Genomic DNA, 17,496 nt, shown 5'->3' with positions numbered 1-17,496 from the left:
CCCGGCCCACCCCCCGGACGCACGAAACGGGGCCGGACCCGAAGGACCGACCCCGTGGAGGAGTGTGGAGGGCCGCTAGCCCTGGTTGTCGTTCCGCTTGTCCCAGCGGTCGTTCATCCGGTCCATGAAGGACCCGCCGCCGCCCTGACTCGGCCGCGAGGCTCCGCCCGTCGACGGCTTGCCGGCCCGAGGCGCCTTCGCCTTGGGGGCTCGCATACCGGGACGCAGCGCGAAGAGGACTCCGGCCAGCATCACGACGAAGCCGAGGATCCCGACGAGCGGCTGGCGCATGACCAACCCGACGATGACGATGGCGACGCCGGCGAGTGCTCCGAGCACCCCGAGCGTGATCGACGTGTACGTCGGACGACCCTGGCGACGCGTGACACGCGCGACGAAGTCGGAGTCATTCTGGTAGAGGCTGCGCTCCATCTCTTCGAGGAGGCGCTGCTCTTGCTCCGAGAGTGGCATCTTTGTTCCCTCTGTTCCTGGGATCGACGCGTGGTTGAGGTGGACCGAGTCTACGACTCGACCGCTCCACTAGGGTAGGGAGTGTGGCTGAGAGTACGCGATTAGTGGACCTCGTGTCGGCGCGGATCGATCGGGCGCTGGACGACCAACGGGAACGGCTCGCCGCGATCAGTCCGGACCTGGGTCCGTTCGACGAGTACGCGCGGGATCTGCTCGCCGGGGGCAAGCGGTTCCGGGCCCTGTTCTGCTACTGGGGCTGGCAGTCCGTCGCGGGTCGGTCGGGCTCGTTCGACCCGCTCGGCGAAGGGTCCCGGCAGACCACGGCCGAGGCGATCGTCACGGTCGCGGCCGCGCTCGAGATCTTCCACGCCGCGGCGCTCGTCCACGACGACATCATGGATCGCTCGGACACCCGTCGCGGGCGTCCTGCAGCGCACCGCCGGTTCGAGTCCCTGCACGAGGAGTCGGGCTGGGTCGGCGACCGGGCGCTCTACGGCACGAACTCGGCCCTGCTGCTCGGCGACCTCCTGCTCTCCCTGAGCGACTCCGTCTTCGACGAGGGGCTCGCCCTGCTCGACCCCGCGCGGGGCCGCATCGTCCGCCAGGAGTTCCACACCATGCGCCTCGACGTCACGGCGGGGCAGTACCTCGACGTGCACGAGGAGACCGCCTGGCCGACCATCGACGAGGACGAGCACCTCGTCCGGGCCCAGCGCGTCATCGTCTTCAAGTCCGCGAAGTACTCGATCGAGGCCCCGCTCGTGATCGGTGCCCTCGTGGCCGGGGCGTCGGACGCGCAGCTCGAGGGGCTCCGGGCGTTCGGCCTCCCCCTCGGCGTGGCGTACCAGCTCCGCGACGACATGCTCGGTGTCTTCGGCGACCCCGAGGTCACCGGCAAGCCCGCCGGCGACGACCTGCGCGAGGGCAAGCGCACCGTCCTCATCGCCTCGGCCCGCAAGGCGTTGCCGAGTGGCCCCCGGCAGTTGCTCGACGAGCTCCTGGGCGATCCGGACCTCGACGAGGCGCAGGTGCAGATGCTCCGCGCGACACTCACCGAGTCCGGTGCGGTCGCCGCCGTCGAGCGGTCGATCGAGCGGCACGTGCAGCGCGCGAAGGCGGCGATCGAGGCGGCGCCGCTGACGCCGTCGGCGCGCGAGCAGCTCGTCGCGCTGGCCGACACGGTCAGCCGCCGCTCCGCGTAGACGCCGCCACCTGCATGCCAGGAGGTGGGCCCCACCCGCCGGTTCCGGCGTGACGCGCCAGCGGCACGACGGCCGTGACGGGAGGGACGGTGCCGGTTAGCACCGCGCCTCCTGGACCCGACGTGGGAACCGCTAGAGCAGCGACTGGGCGATGCGACGCACCTCGGCCTTGCGGCCGGCGCGCAGCGCGGCGATCGGCGAGGTGCCCATCGCGTCGTCGACGGAGAGCATCCAGCGGACGGCCTCGTCGTCGGTGAAGCCGTTGTCGGACAGGACGATGAGCGTCCCGCGGAGTTCGGGCAGGGGCTCAGTGTCGTCGAGGAACTCGCTCGGCACACGCAGGACACCGTCGATGCGCGCGGCCAGCAGCGTCTTCTGCTCGAAGAGCCGGTGGACGCGTCCGGGGCTCACCCCGAGCAGGTCCACCAGGTCGGGGACGGTCAGCCATCGCTCGGAAAGGGTCGTGTCGTCGATGGGTGCAGCACTCACAGGCCCCATGTTGCCAGAGTGGGACGGGGCACCACACCGACTCGTTCGTCACATTCGTCACACACGCAACATCCGACTCTCTGGTTGACTTGGGAATCACGCCATGCCAGCGTGGGAACACCTGTGAGTGCGCACGCACGTGCAACGGCTCACCGCTCGAACAGGAGACACCGTGGACAACGCTGCAGACGAAGACGCCCGGCGCGCACGATCCGCCCGGTTCGCGACCATGCCCATCGTCCTCGCGGGGACGATCGCGGTGACCGCCGGACTCACCGGCCCGGTCGCCCACGCCGAACCGCGCCACGACGACGACAACCGCAACAAGCGGCACGTCGACGAGGACCGCACGGTGACCGATCGACCGGTCTTCGAGACCGCCGTCGCCCGTCCGTCGCAGACCACCGTGACCACGGTCGCCGCCGTCTCGACGAAGGCGCCCACCACGGCTGTGCCCACGAACTACACCGTCCGTCAGGGCGACACCGTGTCGGGCATCGCCGCCCGCTACGGCCTGTCCGCGCAGGAGGTCCTCGTGCGCAACGGCCTCGGCTGGAACACGATCATCCACCCCGGGCAGACGCTGCACCTCTCCTCGACGCCGGCGGTCAGCACGGCGTCGGCGACGACCTCGGCCACGGGCAGCTACCACGTCAAACAGGGCGACACGGTGTCCGGCATCGCCTCGCGCGTCGGTGTGTCGACCACGGCGCTCCTCAGTGCGAACAAGCTCTCCCAGCGCTCGGTGATCTACCCCGGGCAGACGCTGCGGGTGCCGACCGCGGGTGCGACGGCAGCGCCGGTGGCCGCGGTCGCGTCCGCTCCGGCATCCGCGTCCGGCAGTGCGTCGTCGGCCCGGGCCGGCAGCGTGAAGATCGGGACGGGTGACACCATCGCCTCGATCGCGGCCTCGCACGGCGTGACGGTCTCGGCGCTCCTCTCGGCGAACGGGCTCACCTACACGAGCACGATCTACGCCGGCAAGACGCTCGTCCTGCCGTCGTCGGGCCCATCGCTCTCCGCCGAGCAGCGGGGCAACGCGGCGACGATCGTGGCGGTCGGCCGCTCCCTCGGGGTGTCCGACCACGGGATCGTCATCGCCCTCGCCGCGGCGATGCAGGAGTCGAGCCTGCGCAACCTCTCCCACGGGGACCGCGACTCGGTCGGGCTGTTCCAGCAGCGGCCGAGCCAGGGTTGGGGGTCCGCTGCGGTCCTCCAGGACCCGGCGACGGCGGCGAAGCGGTTCTTCACGGGCAACCCCGGGCACACCCGCGGGCTGCTCGACATCGCCGGGTGGTCGTCGATGAACGTCACGACCGCGGCGCAGGCCGTGCAGGTGTCGGCGTACCCGAAGGCGTACGCGCAGTGGGAGAAGACCGCGCAGAGCCTGCTGGCGTCGCTCTGAGCCTGGCCGCCGGGCCGTCGCGCGCGCTCGCACGCCCGTCCGCCGGGCCGTCGCGCGCGCTCGCGCGCCTGGCCGCTCGGCGGAACCGAGTCATCCGCAAGATCGAGATTCGGTCACGACCGGAGCGTCAGTGCGGGTCCGTGCAGTCCCGATTCGTAGAATGCCGCCGATGACCACCAACGCCGCCACGGATCCGATGATCGGTCGCATGATCGATCACCGGTACCGCGTACGCTCCCGCATCGCGCGCGGGGGCATGGCGACCGTGTACCTGGCGACCGACGTGCGGCTCGAGCGGCGCGTCGCGATCAAGATCATGCACGGCCACCTGGCGGACGACCAGGCCTTCCGGGAGCGCTTCATCCAAGAGGCCCGGTCGGCCGCCCGGCTCTCCCACCCGAACCTCGTCGGCGTGTACGACCAGGGCGCCGAGGACGACACGGCGTACATCGTCATGGAGTACATTCCGGGCATCACGCTCCGCGACCTCCTGCAGGAACACCACGCGCTGACGCCGGAGCAGGCGACCGACATCCTCCGGGCCGTCCTCGCCGGGCTCGCCTCGGCCCACCGCGCCGGCATCGTGCACCGCGATCTCAAGCCGGAGAACGTCCTCCTCGCCGACGACGGCCGCATCAAGCTCGGCGACTTCGGTCTCGCCCGTGCGACCACGGCGAACACCGCGACCGGGGCGGCCCTGCTCGGGACGATCGCGTACCTCTCCCCCGAGCTCGTCACGCGCGGCGCCGCCGACTCCCGCAGTGACATCTACGCGCTCGGCATCATGCTGTACGAGATGCTCACCGGCGAGCAGCCCTACAAGGGCGAGCAGCCGATGCAGATCGCCTACCAGCACGCCAACGATTCCGTCCCCGCGCCGAGCGCCGCCGTCGCCGGGGTCCCGCCGGAGCTCGACGACCTCGTCGCCTGGTCCACCGCCCGCAACCCGGACGACCGGCCGCGCGACGCCCGCGAGATGCTCGACCACATGTCGGGCGACCAGCAGCGCGCCACCGGTCAGTACCGCACCGCTGTGCTGCGCCCCGAGAACGCGACCGCGATCATCCCCGCCGGGTCCGCGACGCCGACCTCGGCGGACTCGGGCGACGCGACCACCATCCTCGAACCGGCCCAGCGCTCGTCGGCCCAGCAAGCCGGCGGCCGCGGTGGTCGGAACGCGCCGGGTCCCCGCCGGACCGGGTCGCAGCCAGGAGCCCTCTCCCCCGCCGGACAGCGGCTCGCCGACAAGTCGACCAAGCGTCGCAAGCGCGGGTGGATCATCCTCGTCGTCGTCCTCGTGCTCATGGCGATCGGCGGCTCGATCGGCTGGGCGCTCGGACCCGGGCCGTGGGGCAACGTCCGCATCCCCGAGGTCACGGGCAAGTCCGTCTCGCAGGCACGACAGCTGCTCGAGGCGCAGGGCCTCCACACGGCGTCGTCGACCGCGACCCGCTTCGACGCCGTCGTCGCGAAGGGCCAGGTGTCGACGACCAAGCCCGCCGCCGAGCGCGAGGTCCGCAAGGGCACCTCGGTGCAGATCGTCGTGTCGAACGGCCCGAAGATGATCGCCCTGCCGGCCATCGTGGGGCAGCCGCTCTCCACCGTCACCGCGGCGCTCGACGACGACTTCCAGCTGCAGGACGACCAGTACCAGTTCTCCGCCGACGCCCCGAAGGACACCGTCATCGCCGCGACGGGCCTCGGCACCGACGGCCAGACGATCGACCTCTCGACGGTCGAGACCTACGGCGAACGCGGCCCGGTGACGCTCACCGTCTCCCTCGGCGCGGTCCCGGACGTGGTCGGCAAGTCCGTGAGCGACGCCACGGCGACGCTCGACACGGTGGGGCTCACGCTCGGCTCGCAGGACGGCCAGTTCAGCGACGACGTGCCCGAGGGGCAGATCATGTCCGCGAAGGCCCAGGACGACCCCGTCCTACGCGGCTCCGCGATCGACGTCGTCGTGTCCAAGGGTCCGGCGCCCATCACGCTGCCGGACGTGCACGGGAAGACGATCAACGACGCCACCTCGACGCTCGACGCGCTCGGGCTGAAGGTCTCGGTGCCGGACTGCACGAACATCCTGTGCGGCTTCTACGACTGGAAGGCCTCGCTCCCCGTCGAGTCCACCGACCCGGCGGCGGGCACGACGGTGCACCGCGGCGACACGATCACGCTCGCCTACAAGCAGTAGGCGAACCGCGCGGCGGCGAGTCTCGGCCCCGCGGACAGTTCCGCGCCCTCGCGCAGCCCGAACTGTCCGCCGGGCCGAGTCTCGGCCCCGGCCGTAAGCGCGTGACGGACGGGAGGCGCGGTGCGGGCTGGCACCGCGCCTCCCGTCCGTCGGTCGTGGCGACCACTGCGCGAACGCGACGGACGTGCGCGTCGCCGCTCGGCCCGTGCCGCTGAGGCGACAGGGTCCCGCGGAGACTCCGCAGGACCCTGTCGCTTTCGCGGATCGCGACCGCGCTACGCGCGCACGTGCGGGTGGGCGCCGAGCTCCTCGGCGACCAGGAACGCCAGCTCGAGCGACTGCATGTGGTTCAGCCGCGGGTCGCACAGGGACTCGTAGCGAGTCGCGAGGGTGGCCTCGTCGATCTGCTCCGAGCCGCCCAGGCACTCCGTGACGTCGTCACCGGTGAGCTCGACGTGCATGCCGCCCGGGTACGTGCCGACCTCGCGGTGGGCCTCGAAGAAGCCGAGGACCTCGTCCACGACGTCGTCGAACCGGCGGGTCTTGTACCCGGTCGGCGTCGTCAGGCCGTTGCCGTGCATCGGGTCCGTCACCCACAGCGGATTGGCGTCCATACCCTTGATCGCCTCGAGCAGCTTCGGCAGCTCGTCGCGGATCTTGCCGGCGCCCATGCGGGTGATGAACGTGAGACGCCCCGGCTCGCGGTTCGGGTCGAGCTTGTCGACCAGGGCCTTCATGTCGTCGACCGAGGTCGTCGGGCCGAGCTTGACGCCGATCGGGTTCCGCACGCGGGACAGGAAGTCCACGTGGGCGCCGTCGAGGTCGCGGGTGCGCTCGCCGATCCAGATGAAGTGTCCGGAGGTGTCGTAGGCGAGCCCGGACCGCGAGTCGATCCGGGTCATCGGGCGCTCGTAGTCCATGAGCAGCCCCTCGTGCGAGGCGTAGAACTCGACGTGCTTCAGCTCGTCGAAGTCCGCACCGCAGGCGTCCATGAAGCGGATCGCGCGGTCGATCTCCTTCGCGAGGTGCTCGTACCGGGCGTTCGCCGGGTTCGACGCGAAGCCCTTGTTCCACGAGTGCACCTGGCGCAGGTCGGCGAACCCGCCCTGCGTGAAGGCACGGACGAGGTTCAGGGTCGACGCAGCGGTGTGGTAGCCCTGCACGAGGCGACGGGGGTCGGCCTGGCGGCTCTCCGGGGTGAAGTCGTAGCCGTTCACGATGTCGCCGCGGTAGGCGGGCAGCGTGACGTCGCCGCGGGTCTCGAAGTCGCTCGAGCGCGGCTTGGCGAACTGCCCGGCCATGCGGCCCATCTTGATGACGGGCATCGACGCACCGTAGGTGAGCACGACGGCCATCTGGAGGATGGTCTTCACACGGTCGCGGATCGAGTCCGCCGTTGCACCGGCGAACGTCTCGGCGCAGTCGCCGCCCTGCAGCAGGAACGCCTTGCCCTGGGCCGCCGACGCGAGCCGTTCACGCAGCTTGTCGACCTCGCCCGCGAAGACGAGCGGGGGCAGCGTGGCGATCTCGGCCGAGGCGGCCTCGGCCGCGCTGGCGTCCGGCCACGTGGGCTGCTGCTTGATCGGGAGCGTCCGCCAATAGTCGAGGCCCTCGATCACGTCCGGATCCTGCAGGGCGACGAAGTCGGTCGACTCGAACAAGGGTGGTACCTCTCGAAGGGATGGCCGTCCGGGCGGATGCCGGAACCATCGAATCCTAACGTGCCGAGGTGCCCCGCCCATTCCGCGTGACCTTGCCGCGGAGGACCTGCTCGCGCGCCGTGCTCGCCCGCTCCTTGACACTCGTCGCGTAGACGTCGACGTACTCCTGGCGGCTCAGCCCGGCGAGCTCGTGCATGACCTCGTCGGTGACGCTGCGGAGGATGAAGCGGTCGGTCTCGAAGCCCTCGAAGCGGGAGAAGTCGAGGGGCTTGCCGAAGACGACGCCCACGCGCTTGAACTTCGGGAAGCGCTGCCCGATCTGCTGCACCTCGCGCGTGCCGACCATGGCGACGGGGACGACGGTGACGCGCCCCTCGAGGATCATGCGGGCGATGCCGGTGCGGCCCCGGTAGAGCTTGCCGTCCGGGCTGCGGGTGCCCTCGGGGTAGATGCCGAGCTGCTCACCCCGGGCGAGGACCTGCAGCCCGGTCCGGAGCGACGCCTCGGACGCCTTGCCGCCGGAACGGTCGATGGGCAGCTGGCCGATGGCGTTGAAGAACGTCTTCGTCGCCCAGCCCTTGAGCCCGCGACCCGTGAAGTAGTCGCTCTTCGCCAGGAACGACAGCCGGCGGTCGAGCACGGCGGGCAGGATCACCGAGTCGATGAACGAGATGTGGTTGGACGCGAAGATCACCGGCCCCGTCGCGGGGACGTGCTCACGGCCGACGACCCACGGCCGGAAGAGCGTGAGGATGAGCGGCCCGAGCAGGAAGTTCTTCAGCAGCCAGTAGGTCATCGTCGACTCCGAGACGGTGGGGTGGTGCGACCCTACGCCGTGCGGGCGTGGATCCGAGCGAGGTCGGCCGCGCCGACGACACCGGCGTCGTTGACGAGCTCGGCGATCACGAAGTCCGGCTCCGGGTGGTAGCCCCGGGCCGGCAGGTTGTTGAGGTAGGCCTGCTTGATCGGGTCGAGCAGCCGGTCCCCCGCACTCGCGACGCCGCCGCCGAAGACGAAGAGCTGCGGGTCGAGCACGGCGGACAGCGAGGCGCAGGCCTCGCCGAGGTGCCGACCGAGCCGCCGCAGGGCCGCGAGGGCACCGGGGTCGTCGGCCAGGATCAGGTCGCCGACGATGTGCCCGTCGAGCTCGCCGCCGTTGGCCGCACGCGCGTCGGCGAGGGCTGAGCCGATGCCGCCGGCGTCCGCGACGTCGTTCGCCATGCGCTGCAGGGCACGACCGGAGCCGTACTGCTCGATGCAGCCGCGGGCGCCGCAGCCGCACGGGAGGCCGTTCGGCACGATCCGGAGGTGGCCGATCTCGCCACCGGTGCCGAAGCCCCCGCGGAAGAGGCGGTCCTCGGTGACGATCGCACCGCCGACGCCGGTCCCGATCGTCAGCATGGTCATGTCGGACACGAGCCGACCGGCACCGAAGCGGAACTCCGCCCAGCCCGCCGCGTTGGCGTCGTTGTCCACGGTGATGTGCAGGTCACCGATGCGCTGCTGCAGCTTCTGGCGCAGCGGCTCGTTCCGCCACCGGATGTTCGGCGTGTAGTAGACGATCGACTGCGAGGCGTCGATGAAGCCCGGCGCGGCGACGCCCACCGCGCTGACCTCGTTCGCGGCGCGCAGTCGCGAGACCATCGCCACCACGTCGTCGAGCATGGCGTCCGGGTCCGCAGCGTTGGTGGCCACCCGGTCCTCGGCGACGATCTCGCCCAGTTCCGTGACGACCGCTCCCGCGATCTTGGTGCCCCCGATGTCGATTCCGATGGCGTGCACGAGGAACGAGCCTACCGGTTCCCTGCGTCCACACGGAACGCTCGACACCGCGCCCTATGCTGGCGGTGTCGCCTCGACGATGAGGCGCACTCGAATCGAACCGGCCGACAAGGGAGTCACCGTGAACGATCAGCGGCACCCAACCCCGATCACCGCACCCGACCACGGCTCGGCTGCCCGACTGCTCTCCGAGCGTGCGCGGGCGACACCGGACCGTCCGATCCTCGCCGAGCGCCGCGGCGACACCTGGACCCCGATCAGCGCAGCCGACGTCGAACGTCGGGTCCGCGGGATCGCGAAGGGCTTCGTCGCTGCGGGCCTCGAGCCCGGCGCGCACGTGGCGATCCTGTCGCGCACCCGCCTCGAGTGGACGCTCGTCGACTTCGCCGTGTGGTCCGCCGGCCTCGTGTCGATCCCGGTCTACGAGACCAGCTCCCCCGACCAGGTCCGCTGGATCCTCTCCGACTCCGAGGCCGTCGCGATCGTCGTCGAGCAGGAGGAGCACGCTCGCCGTGTCGCGTCGATCGCACCGGACCTGCCGCACCTCGGCCAGCACTGGACGATCGACGGCGGCGGGCTCGACGACCTCGTCCGCCTCGGCGAGGACGTCACCGACGCCGAGCTCGACGCCCGTACCGTCGACGTGCACGGCCACGACGACGCCACGATCATCTACACCTCGGGGACGACGGGCCGGCCGAAGGGCTGCGTGCTCCGGCACGACAACTTCACCGCGACCGTGGAGGGCGCGTCGGAGGCGATGCCCGAGGTCGTCGCCGACGACGCCTCGACGCTGCTGTTCATCCCGATGGCCCACGTCTTCGCCCGGTTCATCGCGGTGATGTCCGTCTCCGCGGGCGTCCTCGTCGGTCACGAGCCGGACACGAAGGACCTCATGCACGCGGTGTCGACGTTCAAGCCCTCGTTCCTGCTCGCCGTCCCGCGCGTGTTCGAGAAGATCTACAACTCCGCCGAGCAGAAGGCCGACCTCGGCGGCAAGGGGCGGATCTTCCGCGCCGCCGCGAAGACCGCGGTCGCGCACTCCGAGGCCCTCGCGAGCGGGAAGGTCCCGCTCGGACTCGCCCTCCGGTTCAAGCTCTTCGACCGGCTCGTCTACGCCAAGCTCCGCGACGCGATGGGCGGCCGCGTCCGCTACGCCGTGAGCGGCTCGGCACCGCTCTCCCCGCGGCTGTCGCACTTCTTCCGGTCGATCGGGGTGCTCATCCTCGAGGGGTACGGCCTCACCGAGACGACCGCTCCCGCGACCGTGAACCGAGCCGGGGAGCTCCGGATCGGCAGTGTCGGCCGCGCGCTCCCGGGCGTCGAGATCCGGATCGCCGAGGACGACGAGATCCTCATCCGCGGCGTCGACGTCTTCGACCGCTACTGGCGGAACGACGAGGCCACCGCGAAGGCCCTCGTCGACGGCTGGTTCCGGACCGGCGACCTCGGCCGGCTCGACACCGACGGCGTCCTCACCGTGACCGGCCGCGCCAAGGAGCTCATCGTCACGGCCAGCGGCAAGAACGTCGCACCGGCACCGCTCGAGGACGGCATCCGCGAGCACCCGCTCATCGGCCAGGTCGTCGTCGTCGGCGAGGGCAAGCCCTTCGTCGCCGCCCTCGTCACGCTCGACCGGGACATGCTCGCCGGCTGGTGCGAGACGCGCGGGATCACCCCGGCGCTCTCCGCGCACGAGGCCGCCTACGACGAGCGGGTCCACCAGGCCGTGCAGGAGGCGATCGACGCAGCCAACCAGCGCGTGTCACGTGCCGAGTCGGTCCGGTCGTTCACGGTGCTCGACACCGACCTCACCGAGGCGTCGGGGCACCTCACGCCGAAGCTGACGATCAAGCGCGCGGTCGTCCTGAAGGACTTCGCCGTCGACGTCGAGCACATCTACTCGGGGTCGAAGGTGCAGACCACCGCGACGCCCGTCGTCGAGGGTCGCCGCCGCCGGGGCTAGGTCCGCGACGCGTGCCAGGAGGCGCGGTGCCGGTCCCGTGGACCGGCACCGCGCCTCCTGTGCGTCACCCTGCGCGCGGGGCGCGACCCGTGGTCGCGTCCGCCCGCGCGCTCAGCGCTCCTGCGGTTGCTGCGTCTCCGGAGCGTCGAGGACGGCCGTCGAGGAGGTCGTGACCTGGACCTCGGTGGGGCGACGGTTGGTGCGGGTGCGGTGCGAGCTGAGCTCGTCGTTCTGTGCGGTCATGGGGATGTCCTGGGGGGTGTGGGAAACGGTGTCGGTGGGAAGCCGACGGCGATACGGTACCTCTTCGTCAGGACAAAGCGACAATCCCACGTTGGGGTGTCACCACGGCGTTCACGGAACGCGGACGGTCCGGCATCCGAGGTCGGTCTCGGGCATGCCCGAGCCGGTGCCGACGGCGGTCGTGCAGAGGGTGTGCGAGCCGCTCGCCAGCGGGACCGCGATGCGGTAGCCGGAGCCGACCGGCGCGTCCGGGTGCACCTTCCGGACGTCGTTCCGGGTGAGGCCGGTCGTGCCGGTCGCGAGGACCCGCCCGGCCTCGGCGACGCGGATCGTCAGCGGCCGGGTCGTGTCCGGGTCGTAGGCCCAGCCCGCGACCGTGACCCCCGTCGCGGTGGCCGCCGGTGCCTGTTCGTGCCCGCGCGGGTCGTGGGCGCCCACCGGGGCAGCCGACATCCGGACGGGCGCCGCGGAGGTGCTCGTCGCGGTCGAGCCGTCCGGGTGCCGGAGCGTGACGGTCGCGTGGTAGCTGCCCGCCGGCAGTGAGCCGAGGACGAACGGCACGCTGTTCGCACCCTTCGCCACGGCCACGCCGTCCACCAGCACGCGCTTCGTCGTCGTGCCGTCGCGCGTCACGGTGACCTTCGCGGTCGTCCCGGCGGTCCAGGCGGCGTCGTGGAAGCCGATGCGTGTCCACCCGTTGGCTGCCGGGTCCGCGCGGAGGTGGAACGACTTGAGGTGCCAGACGGCGGCGCCGCGGTCCTCGTTCGGGTCCCAGCGGAGGCTCGTGACGACCTGCTTCCACCCGGGGCTGCCCTTCGGCATCGTCTCGTCGAGGGGGTTCGTCGCCGCCAAGTCGATGCGGTTCTCGCCCGACTCGTTCGGACCGACCGGGGTGGCGTTGGCTCCGGAGAAGGTCAGGACGTCGTTGCTGACCTGCAGGCCCTTCGCGCCGCGCACCGACCACACCAGGCGCGCCATCTTCCCGCCGCCGGGGGCGTTGCGGAGGTCGTAGGCGCCGTCGTACGACATCGACCAGGACAGCCAGTGGTACTGCTTGCCGTCGAAGGCCGACACCGGGAAGACGACCTCGGGGTCGCGCACGATCGGGCCGGCGTTCTGCGCGGTGAGGCCGACGGAGCTCCAGCTGCGGAACCGGGCGTTCTTCAGCGTGACGCCGCGCCCGGCGACGCCGTTCGTCAGGACCCAGGAGCGCCCGCGCTGGACGGCCGCGAGGTCCTTGCCCTGGTCGGGGTTCGGGCTGTCCACGACCGCGATCGGTCGGGCGACGACCCGGAAGGTGCCGTAGTCGCCCGCCGGCAGGGCGTCCTGCGGAGCGGAGCCGCCGTGGAGCCGGGTCCAGTCGATGCTGACCTTCCCGCTCGGGCTCTCGCCGGTGTGGACGACGATCGGCTGCACGCGGAGCAGCGTCGGCTTCGAACCGGTCCAGGGGACGTGCCCGCCCATGACGGACTTCCCGGTGAGGTCGACGTCGACGACGTGGTTCCCCTTCTCGACCTTCGCCGTCACGCCGCCCATGCAGCTGAGCGATCGTGCCGCGCAGGTGAACCAGCTGATCGCGATCTGCCGGCCGGCGTACGGCTGGTCCATCGAGACGGAGAGGTGCGTGTAGCGCTTCGTGTCGATCGGGTGGAGGGCGCCGTCGCGGCCGTAGGGCAGCGTGCCGGGCATGGTCTCGACCGGGGAGAAGTAGGTGGAGCGCTCGAGGGTGCCGATCAGGTGGCCCTTGCTGATCGAGTAGCGGCCGTAGCCGACGCGGTCGGTGTTCTGGTCGGCGGTGTTGCTGTAGTCCCAGGGGTCGCCGAAGGTCTCGGTGGCGTAGTCCGGCGACTCGGTGTAGGTCGGCACGGTCGCGGCCGTGGCGGCGGCCACGCTGCTCGCGGTGGCCTGGGTGGCCTTGGTGGCCGCCTCGGCCGGCGCGGTGGTGGCCGGGCCGACGGCGGTGGCCGCGGCGACGGCGAGGACGCCGAGGACGCCGAGGACGGCGACGACGGCGACGACGGCGCGGCGGGCTGGTCCCTGTGTCATGGTGCTCCCCTGGTCGACGCGGTCACCGTACCCAGGAGTGCGAACGCACCTCACCCCCGAGTCAGGGTGCCGCCCGACCGAGGGTGGGCACTTCGGAGGACTAGTGGAACCAGTCCTGCGCGCGGATGTCGCGGAGCGCCTGGCGGCGGATCTCCGGGTCGAGCGTCATCACGTAGACGGTGCCGTCGAGGTGGTCCACCTCGTGCTGGAGCGCCTCGGCCATGAGCCCGGTGCCCTCGAGCACGACCTCGGCCCCGTCGACGTCGACGCCGCGGACCTTCGCGTACGGGTACCGGCGCGTGGGGTACGACAGACCGGGGACGGAGAGACAGCCCTCGTCCATGAGCTCCGGCTCCCCCGACACCTCGACGACCTCGGGGTTGAGCACGTAGCCGACCTCGCCGTCGACGTTGTACGAGAAGGCGCGCAGACCGACACCGATCTGGGGAGCGGCGACGCCGGCACGGCCGGGCTCCTTGACCGTGTCGACCAGGTCCTGCACGAGGTCGCGGATGCCCGCGCTGCCGAGGGCGTCTGGACGGATCGGGTCGGCCGGGGACCGGAGGACGGGGTCGCCGAACAGGCGGATGGGACGGACGGTCAATTTACTGCAGCACCACCAGGAGGTCGCCGGCGTCCACCTGCTGGGTCACCGGGATCGCGAGTCGGCCGACGGTCCCCGCGACGGGTGCCGTGATGGCCGCTTCCATCTTCATCGCCTCGATGCTCGCCACGGCCTGTCCGGCCTCGACGACGTCACCGACGGCGACCTTGAGCGTCACGACACCGGAGAACGGTGCCGCGACGTGCTTCGGGTCGGTCTTGTCCGCCTGCTCGGCGGCCTTGGTCTCGACCTCGATCGAGCGGTCGCGGACGTACACCGGGCGGAGCTGCCCGTTCATCGTCGCCATGACCGTGCGTACGCCGCGCGCGTCGGCCTCGCCGATCGCCTCGAGCCCGACGAACAGGTCCACGCCCTTGCCGAGCGGCACGACGTGCTCCTGCTCGGGGCGCAGGCCGTACAGGTAGTCGACGGTCGGCACGACGGACAGGTCGCCGTACTGCTCCCGGACGCGCTCGAACTGCTGCGTCGGCTGTGGGAAGAGCAGGCGGTTGAGGGCCTGTCGCCGTTCGGGGCCGGGGGTGTCCAGGTGTGCGCGCTCGGCGTCCGGCACCGGCGTGATCTCGAGCCGGACGTCGCGGCCCGCGAGGACCTTCGACCGGAAGGGCTCGGGCCAGCCACCGGGCAGGTCGCCGAGTTCGCCGGCCATGAAGCCGACGACGGAGTCCGGGATGTCGTACTTCTGCGGGTTCTGCTCGAAGTCGACCGGGTCGGCGTCCACCGCGGCCAGCTGCAGCGCGAGGTCCCCGACGACCTTCGACGACGGCGTGACCTTCGTGGGGCGGCCGAGGATCCGGTTCGCCTCGGCGTACCAGTCCTCGACCTGCTCGAAGCGGTCGCCGAGCCCGAGGGCGATGGCCTGCTGCCGGAGGTTCGACAGCTGACCGCCGGGGATCTCGTGCTTGTACACGCGGCCCGTCGGACCCGGCAGGCCCGACTCGAACGGCGCGTACGCACGCCGCACGGCTTCCCAGTACGGCTCGAGGTCGCCGACGGCGTCGAGGGAGAGCCCCGTGTCGCGCTCGGTGTGCGCCAGGGCGGCGACGAGCGCGGACATGCTCGGCTGGCTGGTCGTGCCGGCCATCGGCGCGGCGGCGACGTCCACCGCGTCGGCACCGGCGCGGGCTGCGGCGAGGAGCGTCGCGAGCTGTCCGCCCGCGGTGTCGTGCGTGTGCACGTGCACCGGCTGGTCGAAGCGCTCGCGCAGGGCGGTGACGAGCTGCTCGGCCGCGCCGGCGCGGAGCAGGCCGGCCATGTCCTTGATGCCGATGACGTGCGCACCGGCCTCGACCATCTGCTCCGCGAGGCGGAGGTAGTAGTCGAGCGTGTAGAGGTCCTCGGACGGGTCGAGGAGGTCGGCGGTGTAGCAGAGCGCCGCTTCGGCGACGGCCGTGTCGGTGGCGAGCACCGCCTCCAGGGCCGGACGCAACTGGCTGACGTCGTTGAGCGCGTCGAACACGCGGAACACGTCGACACCCGTCGCGGCCGCCTCGGCCACGAACGCGTCCGTCACCTCGGTCGGGTACGGCGTGTAGCCGACGGTGTTGCGTCCGCGGAGCAGCATCTGGATCGGGATGTTCGGCATCGCCTCGCGCAGCGAGGCGAGCCGCTCCCACGGGTCCTCGCCGAGGAAGCGGAGCGCCACGTCGTAGGTGGCACCGCCCCAGGCCTCGACGCTGAGCAGCTGCGGCGTGAGTCGGGCGACGTACGGGGCGACCGCGACGAGGTCCTTCGTGCGCACACGGGTCGCGAGGAGCGACTGGTGGGCGTCGCGCATCGTCGTCTCGGTGACGGCGAGCTCGGTCTGGCCGCGGAGCGCTTTCGCCCACTCGGCCGGACCCAGCAGGCGGAGGCGGTTGCGCTGCCCCTCGGGGACCGGGGCGCCGAGGTCGATCGTCGGCAGCTTCTCGCTCGGCTCGACGGTCTGCGGGCGACGCTCGCCGTTCGGCTTGTTCACCGTGACGTCGGCGAGCCAGTTCAGCACCTTCGTGCCGCGGTCCTTCGAGACGTGACCGCCGAACAGCTGCGGGCGCTCCTCGATGAACTTCGTCGAGATGTCGCCGCGGTCGAAGTCGGGGTCCTCGAGCACGGCCTGCAGGAACGGGATGTTCGTGGAGACGCCCCGGATGCGGAACTCCGCGAGGGCGCGCTTCGCCCGGGCCACCGCCGCCGGGAAGTCCCGCCCGCGGCAGGTCATCTTCGCGAGCATCGAGTCGAAGTGCGGGCTGATCTGCGCGCCGGTGGCGACCGTGCCACCGTCGAGGCGGACGCCCGCGCCACCCGGGCTGCGGTAGGTCGTGATGCGACCCGTGTCCGGGCGGAAGCCCTGCGTCGGGTCCTCGGTGGTGATGCGTGTCTGCAGGGCTGCGCCGTGCACGCGGACGCTGTCCTGCGACAGGCCGAGGTCGCCGAGGGTCTGCCCGGCGGCGATGCGCATCTGCGACTGGACGAGGTCGACGTCCGTGACCTCTTCGGTGACGGTGTGCTCGACCTGGATGCGCGGGTTCATCTCGATGAAGACGTGCTGGCCCGCACGCTCGCCCTCGGTGTCGAGCAGGAACTCCACCGTGCCGGCGTTCACGTACCCGATCGACCGGGCGAAGGCGACGGCGTCGCGGTGCAGCGCCTGCGCGATCGCCGGGTCGAGGTTCGGCGCCGGTGCGATCTCGACGACCTTCTGGTTCCGGCGCTGGACCGAGCAGTCGCGCTCGAAGAGATGGATCGTGCCGGCGTCGGTGCCGGTGGCGTCGGCGAGGATCTGCACCTCGATGTGGCGCGGGCGGATGACGGCCTGCTCGAGGAACATCGTCGGGTCGCCGAAGGCGCTGTCGGCCTCGCGCATCGCCTCTTCGAGGGCCGCACGCAGCTCGGTCTTCGTCTCCACCCGGCGCATGCCACGGCCACCACCACCGGCGACGGCCTTCGCGAACACCGGGAACCCGATGGCGTCCGCGCCGGCGAGGAGTTCATCGATGTCGCGGCTGGCCGGGGTGCTCGCGAGGACCGGGACACCGGCCGCGACCGCGTGCTCCTTCGCGGTGACCTTGTTGCCCGCCATCTCGAGCACGTGCTCGCCCGGGCCGATGAACGTGATGCCCGCGGCGGCGGCAGCAGCGGCGAGCTCCGGGTTCTCGGACAGGAAGCCGTAGCCCGGGTAGATCGCGTCGGCACCCGACTCGCGTGCGACACGCACGATCTCGGAGACGTCCAGGTAGGCGCGGACGGGATGTCCGCGCTCCCCGATCAGGTAGGCCTCGTCCGCCTTGAGGCGGTGCAGGGAGTTGCGGTCCTCGTACGGGTAGACGGCGACGGTCTTCGCCCCCAGCTCGTACGCGGCCCGGAAGGCACGGATGGCGATCTCGCCACGATTGGCGACCAGGATCTTGCTGAACACGAGGTCCCTTTCAGCCCGGGT

Annotated in this window: 13 protein-coding genes; 4 read left to right on the top strand and 9 right to left on the bottom strand. The window is 71.5% G+C overall.

The genetic code is table 11. The annotated features are described in order from the left end of the window. Window positions 1-75: 75 nt before the first annotated feature. Complete coding sequence (locus ACEN8D_RS00650; RefSeq protein WP_413400247.1) at window positions 76-471, bottom strand: SCO2097 family morphological protein; 396 nt, start codon at window positions 469-471, stop codon at window positions 76-78. 83 nt (window positions 472-554) lie between these two features. Here ACEN8D_RS00650 and ACEN8D_RS00645 point away from each other — a divergent pair, with 83 nt between their 5' ends. After that, window positions 555-1,673 (top strand): polyprenyl synthetase family protein, encoded by a 1,119-nt coding sequence (locus ACEN8D_RS00645; protein ID WP_413461753.1) that lies wholly within the window; start codon window positions 555-557, stop codon window positions 1,671-1,673. 132 nt (window positions 1,674-1,805) lie between these two features. Here ACEN8D_RS00645 and ACEN8D_RS00640 read toward each other — a convergent pair whose 3' ends face one another. Continuing rightward, on the bottom strand, window positions 1,806-2,171 hold the full coding sequence (locus tag ACEN8D_RS00640) for an Rv2175c family DNA-binding protein (RefSeq protein WP_229087087.1): 366 nt from the start codon (window positions 2,169-2,171) through the stop codon (window positions 1,806-1,808). A 220-nt stretch (window positions 2,172-2,391) separates the two neighbouring features. Between ACEN8D_RS00640 and ACEN8D_RS00635 the strand changes: the two genes are divergently transcribed. Together ACEN8D_RS00635 and pknB are read left to right on the top strand one after the other, a co-directional pair. Beyond that, window positions 2,392-3,567 carry a LysM peptidoglycan-binding domain-containing protein gene (locus ACEN8D_RS00635; protein ID WP_495601240.1) on the top strand — a complete coding sequence of 392 codons (1,176 nt, stop codon included), beginning with the start codon at window positions 2,392-2,394 and terminating at the stop codon, window positions 3,565-3,567. 169 nt (window positions 3,568-3,736) lie between these two features. Continuing rightward, window positions 3,737-5,761: a Stk1 family PASTA domain-containing Ser/Thr kinase gene (pknB, locus tag ACEN8D_RS00630; RefSeq protein WP_413461754.1), complete on the top strand. Its 2,025-nt coding sequence runs from the start codon at window positions 3,737-3,739 to the stop codon at window positions 5,759-5,761. Between the two features lie 275 nt (window positions 5,762-6,036). Here pknB and ACEN8D_RS00625 read toward each other — a convergent pair whose 3' ends face one another. The 3 genes from ACEN8D_RS00625 to ACEN8D_RS00615 form a co-directional block, all read right to left on the bottom strand. Next, on the bottom strand, window positions 6,037-7,380 hold the full coding sequence (locus ACEN8D_RS00625; RefSeq protein WP_092387865.1) for a class II 3-deoxy-7-phosphoheptulonate synthase: 1,344 nt from the start codon (window positions 7,378-7,380) through the stop codon (window positions 6,037-6,039). 97 nt (window positions 7,381-7,477) lie between these two features. Then, window positions 7,478-8,218 carry a lysophospholipid acyltransferase family protein gene (locus ACEN8D_RS00620; RefSeq protein WP_413398930.1) on the bottom strand — a complete coding sequence of 247 codons (741 nt, stop codon included), beginning with the start codon at window positions 8,216-8,218 and terminating at the stop codon, window positions 7,478-7,480. A gap of 32 nt (window positions 8,219-8,250) precedes the next feature. After that, complete coding sequence (locus ACEN8D_RS00615; RefSeq protein ID WP_070418641.1) at window positions 8,251-9,204, bottom strand: ROK family glucokinase; 954 nt, start codon at window positions 9,202-9,204, stop codon at window positions 8,251-8,253. A gap of 121 nt (window positions 9,205-9,325) precedes the next feature. Between ACEN8D_RS00615 and ACEN8D_RS00610 the strand changes: the two genes are divergently transcribed. Continuing rightward, complete coding sequence (locus ACEN8D_RS00610) at window positions 9,326-11,170, top strand: AMP-dependent synthetase/ligase (RefSeq protein WP_413461770.1); 1,845 nt, start codon at window positions 9,326-9,328, stop codon at window positions 11,168-11,170. 111 nt (window positions 11,171-11,281) lie between these two features. Here the strand turns inward: ACEN8D_RS00610 and ACEN8D_RS00605 are convergent, their stop codons facing one another. The 4 genes from ACEN8D_RS00605 to ACEN8D_RS00590 all read right to left on the bottom strand — a co-directional run bounded on the left by ACEN8D_RS00605 (window position 11,282) and on the right by ACEN8D_RS00590 (window position 17,475). Then, a complete protein-coding gene (locus tag ACEN8D_RS00605; protein ID WP_258027649.1) occupies window positions 11,282-11,413 on the bottom strand; it encodes a hypothetical protein in 132 nt (43 codons plus the stop codon). Window positions 11,414-11,524: 111 nt separating this feature from the next. Next, window positions 11,525-13,459 carry a hypothetical protein gene (locus ACEN8D_RS00600; protein WP_413461484.1) on the bottom strand — a complete coding sequence of 645 codons (1,935 nt, stop codon included), beginning with the start codon at window positions 13,457-13,459 and terminating at the stop codon, window positions 11,525-11,527. Window positions 13,460-13,559: 100 nt separating this feature from the next. Then, on the bottom strand, window positions 13,560-14,063 hold the full coding sequence (locus ACEN8D_RS00595; protein ID WP_413400217.1) for a peptide deformylase: 504 nt from the start codon (window positions 14,061-14,063) through the stop codon (window positions 13,560-13,562). A 1-nt stretch (window position 14,064) separates the two neighbouring features. Next, window positions 14,065-17,475: a pyruvate carboxylase gene (locus ACEN8D_RS00590; protein ID WP_413461485.1), complete on the bottom strand. Its 3,411-nt coding sequence runs from the start codon at window positions 17,473-17,475 to the stop codon at window positions 14,065-14,067. Window positions 17,476-17,496: the final 21 nt, after the last annotated feature.

The sequence above is a fragment of the Curtobacterium sp. Curtsp22 genome, assembly GCF_059492135.1.
Note: the sequence above shows the minus strand (reverse complement) of the source record. Positions and strands in the feature narration are given on the sequence as shown.

Excerpts from the sequence above, each read along its gene's own strand:
- ACEN8D_RS00650 (WP_413400247.1), bottom strand. The coding sequence starts at position 471 with ATGCCACTCTCGGAGCAAGAGCAGCGCCTCCTCGAAGAGATGGAGCGC.
- ACEN8D_RS00640 (WP_229087087.1), bottom strand. The coding sequence starts at position 2,171 with ATGGGGCCTGTGAGTGCTGCACCCATCGACGACACGACCCTTTCCGAG.
- ACEN8D_RS00635 (WP_495601240.1), top strand. The coding sequence starts at position 2,392 with ATGCCCATCGTCCTCGCGGGGACGATCGCGGTGACCGCCGGACTCACC.
- pknB (WP_413461754.1), top strand. The coding sequence starts at position 3,737 with ATGACCACCAACGCCGCCACGGATCCGATGATCGGTCGCATGATCGAT.
- ACEN8D_RS00620 (WP_413398930.1), bottom strand. The coding sequence starts at position 8,218 with ATGACCTACTGGCTGCTGAAGAACTTCCTGCTCGGGCCGCTCATCCTC.
- ACEN8D_RS00605 (WP_258027649.1), bottom strand. The coding sequence starts at position 11,413 with ATGACCGCACAGAACGACGAGCTCAGCTCGCACCGCACCCGCACCAAC.
- ACEN8D_RS00600 (WP_413461484.1), bottom strand. The coding sequence starts at position 13,459 with ATGACACAGGGACCAGCCCGCCGCGCCGTCGTCGCCGTCGTCGCCGTC.